We start from the raw sequence: 9,068 nt of genomic DNA, 5'->3' as shown, positions 1-9,068 counted from the left end.
CCACCGCGCCCTCCAACGCATCATCAACCAAGATCAACCGACGGCGGCTTGACACAGGGCAACTCATGCGCGCACCTCGCTGACGCTCGGCGCCGGCATGGCGCTGATGATTCGCTTGCAAGCTGCGCTCATGCCTGCCGAGCCTCCTTGGCTATCCCGCGGATGAAGGGGAAGAGCATGATCACGATCAGCAGGATCAGCAGCACGTTGACGGCACTGCCGAGCCCGAGCTGCGGGCCGCCGTCCTGGAACGCGATGTTGAAGATGTAGAGCATGATCGACTCGTTGCCGATCTGCTCCGCCTGCGGCGAGAGCGGGATGAGCTGGTCGAACGTCCGCAGCACGTCCATGATCGAGATGATGGCGACGAAGCCGAGCACGCCCCGGATGCTGGGGATGATCACGTGCCAGTGCGTGCGTGCCGGTGACGCGCCGTCGATGCGGGCGGCCTCGAGCAGTTCGGGCGCCACACCCTGCAGCCCCGCGAGGATCACGAGCATCGCGAACGGCAGCATCGTCCACACCGTGTCCAGCCCGACGATCAGCCGGTTGGGCCAGGGATCGGTGAACCACAGGATCTCCTGGCCGGTCAGCGCCGAGATCGCGTAGTTGAGCACGCCGCCGAAGTTGGCGTCGAAGAGCCAGGAGAACATCGTGGCCCCGACCAGGTGCGGCACCACGTAGGAGATCAGCAGGATGCCGAGCACCCAGGGCCGCGCCCGTTTGAGGCGGTTGACCAGCACGGCCAGCACGTAGCCCAGCACCACCAGCGCGATGACGACGGCCGCGGTGAGCCCGACGGTGAACAGCACCGCCCGGCCCAGCCGCGGATCCGTCAGCGCGGCACCGTAGTTGTCGAGCCCGACGAACGTGCCCGGCACCCCGTAGTTGACCTTCTGCAGGCTCCACTCGATGGTCTTGTAGAGGGGCAGGACCAGCAGCCCGCCCATCACGAGCATGCTCGGGCTGACCAGCGCGACGAACTCCCGGCGCCGCATGGCTACGTGTACTCGGCGAGGATCGCGGTGGCGATCTGCTGCATCTTCGCCGTGCCCTCGGCCACCGGGGTCTTGCCCAGCACGACGTCGGCGACGACGGAACGCGTGTCGTTGGCGATCCGCGACGTCCACGGGAACGGCTGCGCAGGCGGCGCCTTGCCGATCGAGGACTGGGCCGCCGCCGCGTACGGGCTGCTCGTGTCGTTGACGATCCCGGCCCGCGCCGGGTAGGCGGCCGGCACCGACGCCTTCGACGCCTCCGGGCCCACCGACGAGGCGATCATCTGGAACAGCAGGTCGGGGTCGGCAGCGGCGTTGGCCGGGATCGACCAGCCGTCCACCGACAGCGTGTTGTAGAGGATGTTGCCGCCTGCCACCGACGGCGGGGCGGCGAACGCCATCTGCTGCGCGAACTTCGAGTTGCCCGGCTGGCTCAGGTCGTTCATCCGGCCCGAGAACATGATCGCGATGGCGGCCGAACCGTTGTACATCTGCTGCTGGACGGCGGGCTGGTCGAACGTGGTGACCTGCGGATCCATGAACGGCAGCAGCGTACGCAGCTCCTCGAGCGCCTGGCGTGACTGCGGGGTGTCGAGCGTCGCCTTCTTCGTGGCCGGATCGGTGAAGGCGCCACCGAGCGAGCCGAGCGCCGAGCTGAACGCAGTGGCGATGTCGGACTTCGCCGAGAGCGGCAGCGCGAGCGGGTACTTGATCGTGCCGGCCTGCTGGATGGCGGTGGCGACGGTGCGCAGCTCGGCGAAGGTGGTGGGCGGCTTGAGGCCCAACGTGTCGAACACGTCCTTGCGGTACGCCATCACGTACATCTGCGCCTGCATCGGCAGCCCGTAGAGCTTGCCGTCGAAGGACATCGCCTTGCGCATGTTGGGATTGATCGCGTCGAGGTCGTACTTGGCGCCGTACTTGGCGAGCAGGTCGTCGAGCGGGCGCAGCTTCTGCTGCGACGCGTACTGCGGGAGGATGTAGCCGTAGGTCTCGAGGATGTCGTAGGTGCCGGTGGTGCCCGCCAGGGTGGCGGTGGTCTTCTGCACCTGCCCGCCGAAGTCGATCGGCTCGTGGTTGACCTTCACCTGCCCCTTCGTGCAGCTCTTGACCATCGTGTTGGTGTACGGGTCGATGGCCGAGGAGTTGTAGGCGAGCACGTTCACCGCCAACGGCGCCGCCGGTGCCGGGAAGTCACACGGCACCTGCGCTGCTGCCTCGGACGCGGTGCGCGAACCCGCACCGCAGCCGGCGAGCAGGAGCGCGGCGGCCACCGTCACGGCGAGTGTCCGCAGGATCGTGGTCGGGGGTCGTGGCATGTCGGCTCCTGCCGTCCTGGCGAGTGGTGGGTTCATACGCATGCATTGGTGCGCGTCCGGGACGGACGGTTCAGCTGTTGATCAGGTCCAGCCGGAGCTGGGCGCTGTCTCGGTGCCCGACGAGCGCCTCGAAGTCCGAGACGGCGACGGTGGGATCGGCCTGGGTGCGCGTGGCCTCCCGGGTGGCGCGCTGGTACGTCAGCTGCTTGAGGAAGCCGGCCACCGACAGGCCGCCGGTGAAGCGGGCGCCCCGCGCCGTGGGCAGCACGTGGTTGGTGCCGGACATGCCCTTGTCGGCGTAGACGACCGTCGACCAGGTGCCGAGGAACAGCGAACCGTAGTTGTGCAGCGCGTCGAGCCACCAGTCGAGGTCATCGGCCAGCACCTCGAGGTGCTCGGGCGCCAGCAGGTTCATCACCCCGGCCGCCGTCTCACGGGTGTCGGTCAGGTAGATCGAGCCGTGGTCGCGCCATGCCGCGCCCGCGATCGGCGCGGTCGCGAGCCCGGCGAGCTGCTTCTCGATCTCGACCGGCACCTCGTCGGCGATCCGCTGCGACGTCGTGACCAGGCTCGCGGGCGACGTCGGCCCGTGCTCGGCCTGGGCGAGCAGGTCGGCGGCCACCAGCGCGGCATCGGCCGTGTCGTCGGCGATGACGGCCACCTCGGACGGCCCGGCGAGCACGTCGATGCCCACGCGGCCGAAGAGCTGCCGCTTCGCCTCCGCGACATAGGCGTTGCCGGCGCCGACGATCATGTCCGACGGCGTGCCGTCGAGCAGCCCGAAGGCCATCGCGGCCAGCGCCTGCACACCGCCGACGGCGTAGACGGCGTCCGCGCCGGTGATCGACGCGGCGTAGAGGACGGCGGGGTGCGGGCGACCGGCGAGCGAGGGCGGCGTGGCGCTGACGACGTTGCCCACGCCGGCGACGCGCGCGACCCCGACCGTCATGAACGCGCTCGCGAGCAGCGGGAACCGGCCGGCGGGCAGGTAGGCGCCCACGTTCTCGACCGGCACGAACCGCTGCCCGCAGACGACGCCGGGCACGACCTCGTCCTCGAAGTCCTGCAGCCGGGACCGCTGCATCTGCGCGAACCGGCGAGTGCGTTCGGCGCCCGTGTCGAGCGCCGCGCGCAGCCCCGCGGGCAGCAGGTCGGCGGCGCGGGCGATCTCGGCGGCGGGCACCTCGAGGTCGCGGCCGGTGAACCCGTCGAGCTCTGTGGCGTAGTGCAGCACGGCGTCCATGCCCTCGCGCTCGATGCGGCCGAGCATCTCCGAGACCGTGGCGGCGACCTGAGGATCGCGCTCTGCCGGCCGGTCCGGGCCGGCCGGTTCCTTCACGACTCGAAGGTCGGCGGCCAGCTTCCGCTTGTCGGCGGCGGTGAGGTGCATACGCATACATTAGGGATCGAGTGGGCACCTGACAAGAGCGGAGGGTGGTGGAGGTGCAGCGGGTCCGCACGGCAGGAAGGCGGCGGGCGCTACTCCGCCGTGCCCGAACCCAGCGTCCAGGGATCGGTGCGCTGCCGGGAGACCGCCACCTCGACGGCGCCACCGAACGCCGACCGCACGACCTCGGCCGCCTGCGCGCACCACGGCCACTCCGACGCCCAGTGCGCCACGTCCACCAGCGCGGGCACGTCGCCGCCCCGCAGCAGGTGCTCGGACGCGGGGTGGTGGCGCAGGTCGGCCGTGACGTAGGCGTCGACGCCCGCCGCGATCGCCGCGGCCAGCGCCGAGTCGCCCGCTCCCCCGCAGACCGCCACCCGCCGGATCGGACGGTCGGGGTCACCCGCCGCTCGCACACCCCACACCGTCGGGGGAAGCGCGGCGGCCACGCGCGCGGTGAAGGCGGAGAGCGGCTCGGGTTCCGGGAGCGTCCCGACCCGGCCCAGCCCGCGTGAGGACGGCAGGTCGGCGAGCTCCAGCACGTCGAAGGCCGGTTCCTCGTAGGGGTGCGTCGCCCGCAGCGCAGCCACGACGGCCGCCCGCTTGTGGCGGGGCAGCACCATCTCCAGCTTCGTCTCGGCCACGCGTTCCAGGTGACCGACCGCGCCGATCGTCGGGTGGGCTCCCTCGAGCGGTTTGAACTGGCCGGTGCCGGCCGTGGCGAACGAGCAGTGGCTGTAGTCGCCGATCTGGCCGGCTCCCGCCGTGGACAGCGCATCGTGCACCGCGGTGATGGCCGGACCCACCGGGATGAACGTGACGATCTTGTCCAGCGGCGCGGCGGGCGCACCGATGAGTGGCCCCTCGACGGCGAGACCGAGCGCGGCGGCCAGCGCGTCGGAGACGCCGGGATCGGCCGAGTCGGCGTTGGTGTGCGCGGTGAACAGCGCGGTGCCGGCCCGGACCAGTCGGTGCACCAGCGAGCCCTTCGGCGTGTCGGCCCCGACGCCGTGCACGCCGCGCAGCAGCAGCGGGTGGTGCGTGACGAGCAGCTGGTGGCGCTCGACGGCCTCGTCGACGGTCTCCGGAACGGCGTCGACGGCGAACAGCACCGACGTGACCGGCTCCGCTGGGTCGCCGCAGACCAGCCCCACCGCGTCCCAGTCCGCGGCCAGCGCGGGCGGGTAGGCGGCCTCGAGTGCGGCGATGACGTCGCCGACGGTCTCCTTCATGCGGCCACCTCGGCGAGTGCGTCGGACAGCGCGGCGGTGAGGCGCGCGACCTGCTCGGCAGGGCGCACCGCCACGCGGATGTGGTCGGGCCCGAGCCCGGGGAACGTGTCGCAGCGGCGCACGGCGATACCCGCGGCGCGCAATGCGGCACGCACCCGCTCGCCACGGCCGTCGGGAAGGCGCAGGAGCAGGTAGGGCGCCTGCCCGGGCAGCACCTGGACACCGGCGATGGCGCCGAGCGCGGCGGCCTGCTCGGCACGTGCGGCGACGAGCACCCGGGCGGCCTGCAGCGTCTGCTCGACGGCGGCGGGCTCGCTGCACGCGATCACGGCCTCCAATGCAGGCGTCGACACCGGCCACGGCGGGCGCGGCGCCGCGAGCCGCGCCAGCAGCTCCGGGTCGCCCAGCGCGTAGCCGGCGCGCAGGCCGGCGAGCGCCCAGGTCTTGGTGAGGCTGCGGAACACCAGCAGCCCTGGCAGCCGTCGCGCCGCGAGCGACTCTGCCTCGCCCGGCAGGGCGTCGGCGAACGCCTCGTCGACGAGCAGCACGCGCCCGGGCGCGGCGAGCGCGGCGACGTCCGCGGCGGGGTGCAGCACCCCCGTCGGGTTGGTGGGATTGCCGATCACCACCAGGTCGGCGTCGGCGGGCATCGCGTCTGGGCGCAGCCGGTGACCGTCGGCGGCGTCGGTGAGCACCCGGACCACCGGAACACCCGCGGCACGCAGCGCGGCCTCCGGCTCGGTGAAGCCCGGGTGCAGGACGGCGGCCAGGCGCGGGCGCAGGGCCGGGAGCAGCGAGAACCCCTCCGCGCTGCCCGCGAGCACCAGCACCTCGTCGGGGCGACGGCCGTGCCGCTGCGCCACGGCGGCGCGGGCCCGGGCGTCGTGGTCGGCGGACGGGTAGCGGCCCAGGTCGTCGAGCACGGCGGCGATGCGGTCACGCAGCCACCTCGGGGGCGCGCCGCCCTGGACGTTGACCGCGAAGTCCAGCAGCCCCGGCTCGGCGTCGACGTCGCCGTGGTGGCGCAACGCCACCTGGTCCGCGACCACGTGATCCATGGACGCAACCCTACGGCGGGGACCGGGGCGTCACGGTGTTGTGGGTGACGGGTCGCGTCACAGTGGCGGGGGATCACTCGCTCGGCGTGGCAGGCTCTCGCGTTGCAGGAAAGCCACTTTCCTGCAACGTCGTTGCGGGAAAGTGGCTTTCCTGCAACGGGCCGGGCCCCTGTCACCCCCGCCCGGCCGGTCGGCAAGACTGGGGCGCGATGAGCCTCTCCGTCGTCTTCGTCTGCACCGGCAACATCTGCCGCTCCCCGCTCGCCGAGAAGGTCTTCGCCGGCGCGATCGAGCGGGCGGGCCTGGCGCACCGCGTCACCGTCTCCAGCGCCGGGACGGGTGGTTGGCACGCCGGCTCCCCCGCCGACGAGCGCGCCGCCGCCCTGCTGCGGGCGCACGGCTACCCGGACGGCCACGTCGCCCGCCAGGTCGACGCCGAGCAGTTGGGTGCCGACCTGATCGTCGCGCTCGACAACTCCCACCGCCGCGCGCTGCAGTCGATGGTGCCCGAGCGCGACCGGGTGCGGCTGCTGCGGTCCTTCGACCCGGACTCCCCGCCGGGGGCCGACGTGCCCGACCCGTACTACGGCGACGAGGACGGGTTCGCCGAGGTCCTCACCATGATCGAGCGGGCCGTACCGGGCCTGCTGGAGTGGGTGCGCGCGCAGCGCTGAGGCCGGGTGCCGTGCTCAGCGCCAGTCGTCGAGCAGGTAGGCGTCGGGGTGGTCGTAGCCCGGCCGGTTCGCCCGGTGCATGGTGACGCCGGGCATGTCGCTGCGGAAACCGGCGCGGATCAGGTGCCGGTACGCGCCGTGGCGGGCCGTGTTCACCCCCACCACCAGCCGGGCCGCTCCCGCCGCCGCGGCGTAGCCCGCACAGGCCTCGAGCAGGGCGGCGAAGCATTCCGGGGCCGCACGTCCCGGACGCACCGCCGCGAACTTGACGTAGGCGATGCCCGTGCCCGCCTCCGTCCCGGTGCCGTGGTGGCACACGGCGAAACCGGTCGGGTCGTCGGGAGCCCCGACGAGCACGACGTCGCCGAGCGCCTGGTCCAGCACGGACGCGATCTCGCCGCGGGCGTCGAGCCCGGGGTACAGGGCGTCGGTGACGCCGGCGCACGCCTCGACGAGGTCGGGCCGGTTCGCGTCCTCGACGGCCGACAGCAGCCAGCCGGGTGCCGGCTCGCCGCCCGTGACCGGACGCGACATGATCGCCGTGAGGAACCGGGGCCAGAAGTCGAACCGCTGGTAGAGGCCGTGGTGGCGGGGGCTGTCGGCGAAGGTGAACAGCCCCTGGTGGGTGACGCCCCACGCGTCGAACACCTCCAGCGACGCCGTCACGAGCCGCCGCCCGATCCCGGAGTCCCAGCGCTTCGGGGATACCGAGAGCGGCCCGAGGAACGCGACGGAACCCCACCGGGTGAGCACCGACGACCCGATCAGCTCTCCGGCGTCGAAGGCCCCGATGACCTGTGTGTTCGTGGCCCCGAACCGGGTGCGCAGCAGGGCGGTGTCACCGAAGACGTCGGCGCCGAGGAAGGTGCCGAACGCATCGTGGACGATGCGGTCGGCGGCGTCGACCTCAGCGGCGACGAGCCCACGAACCTCGATGTCCATGGCGGCAGGATGCCGAATGCGTTGCGCCGGTCGGCGGCCGGGGTGTTGCTCCGATCGCCGATCCCGTCAGGAGAGCTCGGCCAGCTCGGTCAGGGACTCCTCCAGCGCCGCCGCGAGCAGGTCGACATCGGCCATGGCGTCACGGTCGGCGGTGAGCCCGTAGTGCACGGCACCGTCGTAGGCCGTGATGCCGATCGCGACGGCCTGGCCACCGCCGAGCGGCACCACCGGGTACATGTCGGCCATCCGGGCACCCATCGCGTAGAGCGGCCGTGGCGGACCGGGGACGTTGGTGACGAGCACGTTGTAGAGCTGGCTGGAGTACTGGCTGGCCAGCCGCGCGCCGAGGCTGTGGACGACCGGTGGCACCAGCGCCGCCAGCCCGATCAGCGCCGATGCCCCCTCCGCGCGGCCACCGCGCTTGTTGGCCTCCATCGCCACCCGCAGCGCGGCCAACCGTTCCAGCGGGTCGTCGGCCACCACCGGCAGGTCGACGAGGTAGAGCGAGATGTTGTTGCCCGAGCCCGCGGCCTTGGACCGCAAGCTCGTCGGCACCATCGCCCGCACCGTGGTCTGCGCCGTCAGCGGCTCGCCGCGGCTGATCAGCCACCGCCGCAGCCCGCCGGTGACGACGGCCAGCACCACGTCGTTGACGGTGCCGCCGTGTGCCTTGCGGATCCGGCGGTGCTCCGCGAGCGGCGTGCGCACCATCCCGTACCGACGCTGCTCCCCGGTGGCGGCGTTGAGCGCCGCCAGCGGGCGGGCCCCGGCGGCCTGCATCCCGGCGGCGACCACCCCGCCCAGCGTGCGACCGACCGTCGAGGCGGTGGCCCGCAGGTCGGCGACGGCCCGGCCGGCGGTGTCGAGCACCGTGCGCGGGGCGCGCAGCGAGTCGACGGCCGCGGCGGCGGCCAGTGCGATCCCGGACGGCTCGCGGGCGGGACGCCAGTCATCGGGCGGGGTCTCCCGCGGCTGCGGGGTGCGGTCGAGCAGGACGGCGCCGATGTCCATCGACGCCAGCCCGTCGACCATGGCGTGGTGGGTCTTGGTGACCACCGCGAAGCGTCCGTCGGCGAGGCCCTCGATGAGGTAGACCTCCCACAACGGCCGCGACCGGTCGAGCCGGCGGGCCAGTACCCGGCCCACCAGCTCGCGCAGCACGTCCTCGGTGCCCGGCGGCGCGATCGCCGCGTGCCGGACGTGGTAGCCCAGATCGAACTCCGGGTCGTCCACCCACACCGGCAGCCCGAGCCGTCCCGGCACCTCCCGGATCTTCTGCCGGTAGCGCGGGACGAGCCCGAGCCTGCTGCCGATCAGCTCGGTGAAGCCCTCGACGTCGAACATGCCGCCCGCGGGCGGCGTGAACGTCATCACCGCACCGACGTGCATCGCCGTGGTGCGGTGCTCCGCGTAGAGGAACGATGCGTCGAGCGGGGAGAGGCGATCGGGCACCGGACG

8 protein-coding genes are annotated in these 9,068 nt (G+C 72.8%); 1 reads left to right on the top strand and 7 read right to left on the bottom strand.

The features are described from left to right. Window positions 1-128: 128 nt before the first annotated feature. The 5 genes from ACFPFQ_RS42905 to cobC form a co-directional block, all read right to left on the bottom strand. Window positions 129-998, bottom strand: coding sequence for a carbohydrate ABC transporter permease (locus tag ACFPFQ_RS42905; RefSeq protein WP_379629032.1), 870 nt, complete (start codon window positions 996-998; stop codon window positions 129-131). Window positions 999-1,000: 2 nt separating this feature from the next. Continuing rightward, window positions 1,001-2,317: an ABC transporter substrate-binding protein gene (locus ACFPFQ_RS42900; protein WP_379629031.1), complete on the bottom strand. Its 1,317-nt coding sequence runs from the start codon at window positions 2,315-2,317 to the stop codon at window positions 1,001-1,003. Window positions 2,318-2,387: 70 nt separating this feature from the next. Continuing rightward, window positions 2,388-3,707 carry a histidinol dehydrogenase gene (gene hisD, locus ACFPFQ_RS42895; RefSeq protein ID WP_379629030.1) on the bottom strand — a complete coding sequence of 440 codons (1,320 nt, stop codon included), beginning with the start codon at window positions 3,705-3,707 and terminating at the stop codon, window positions 2,388-2,390. Between the two features lie 89 nt (window positions 3,708-3,796). Further along, complete coding sequence (locus ACFPFQ_RS42890) at window positions 3,797-4,936, bottom strand: Nif3-like dinuclear metal center hexameric protein (RefSeq protein ID WP_379629029.1); 1,140 nt, start codon at window positions 4,934-4,936, stop codon at window positions 3,797-3,799. Beyond that, a complete protein-coding gene (cobC, locus tag ACFPFQ_RS42885) occupies window positions 4,933-5,994 on the bottom strand; it encodes an Rv2231c family pyridoxal phosphate-dependent protein CobC (protein ID WP_379629028.1) in 1,062 nt (353 codons plus the stop codon). Before cobC ends, ACFPFQ_RS42890 begins: the two co-directional genes overlap by 4 nt. A gap of 209 nt (window positions 5,995-6,203) precedes the next feature. On the opposite strand from cobC, the gene ACFPFQ_RS42880 reads away from it, so the two are divergent. Continuing rightward, entirely contained in the window at window positions 6,204-6,668 is a 465-nt protein-coding gene (locus ACFPFQ_RS42880) for a low molecular weight protein-tyrosine-phosphatase (RefSeq protein WP_379629027.1), read from the top strand. Between the two features lie 15 nt (window positions 6,669-6,683). On the opposite strand, the gene ACFPFQ_RS42875 is transcribed toward ACFPFQ_RS42880, so the two are convergent. Both ACFPFQ_RS42875 and ACFPFQ_RS42870 read right to left on the bottom strand, forming a co-directional pair. After that, complete coding sequence (locus tag ACFPFQ_RS42875) at window positions 6,684-7,610, bottom strand: GNAT family N-acetyltransferase (protein ID WP_379629026.1); 927 nt, start codon at window positions 7,608-7,610, stop codon at window positions 6,684-6,686. A gap of 66 nt (window positions 7,611-7,676) precedes the next feature. Further along, window positions 7,677-9,062 carry a WS/DGAT/MGAT family O-acyltransferase gene (locus ACFPFQ_RS42870; RefSeq protein WP_379629025.1) on the bottom strand — a complete coding sequence of 462 codons (1,386 nt, stop codon included), beginning with the start codon at window positions 9,060-9,062 and terminating at the stop codon, window positions 7,677-7,679. Window positions 9,063-9,068 lie beyond the last annotated feature (6 nt).

It is taken from the genome of Pseudonocardia sp. GCM10023141 (genome assembly GCF_042653605.1).
Note: the sequence above shows the minus strand (reverse complement) of the source record. Positions and strands in the feature narration are given on the sequence as shown.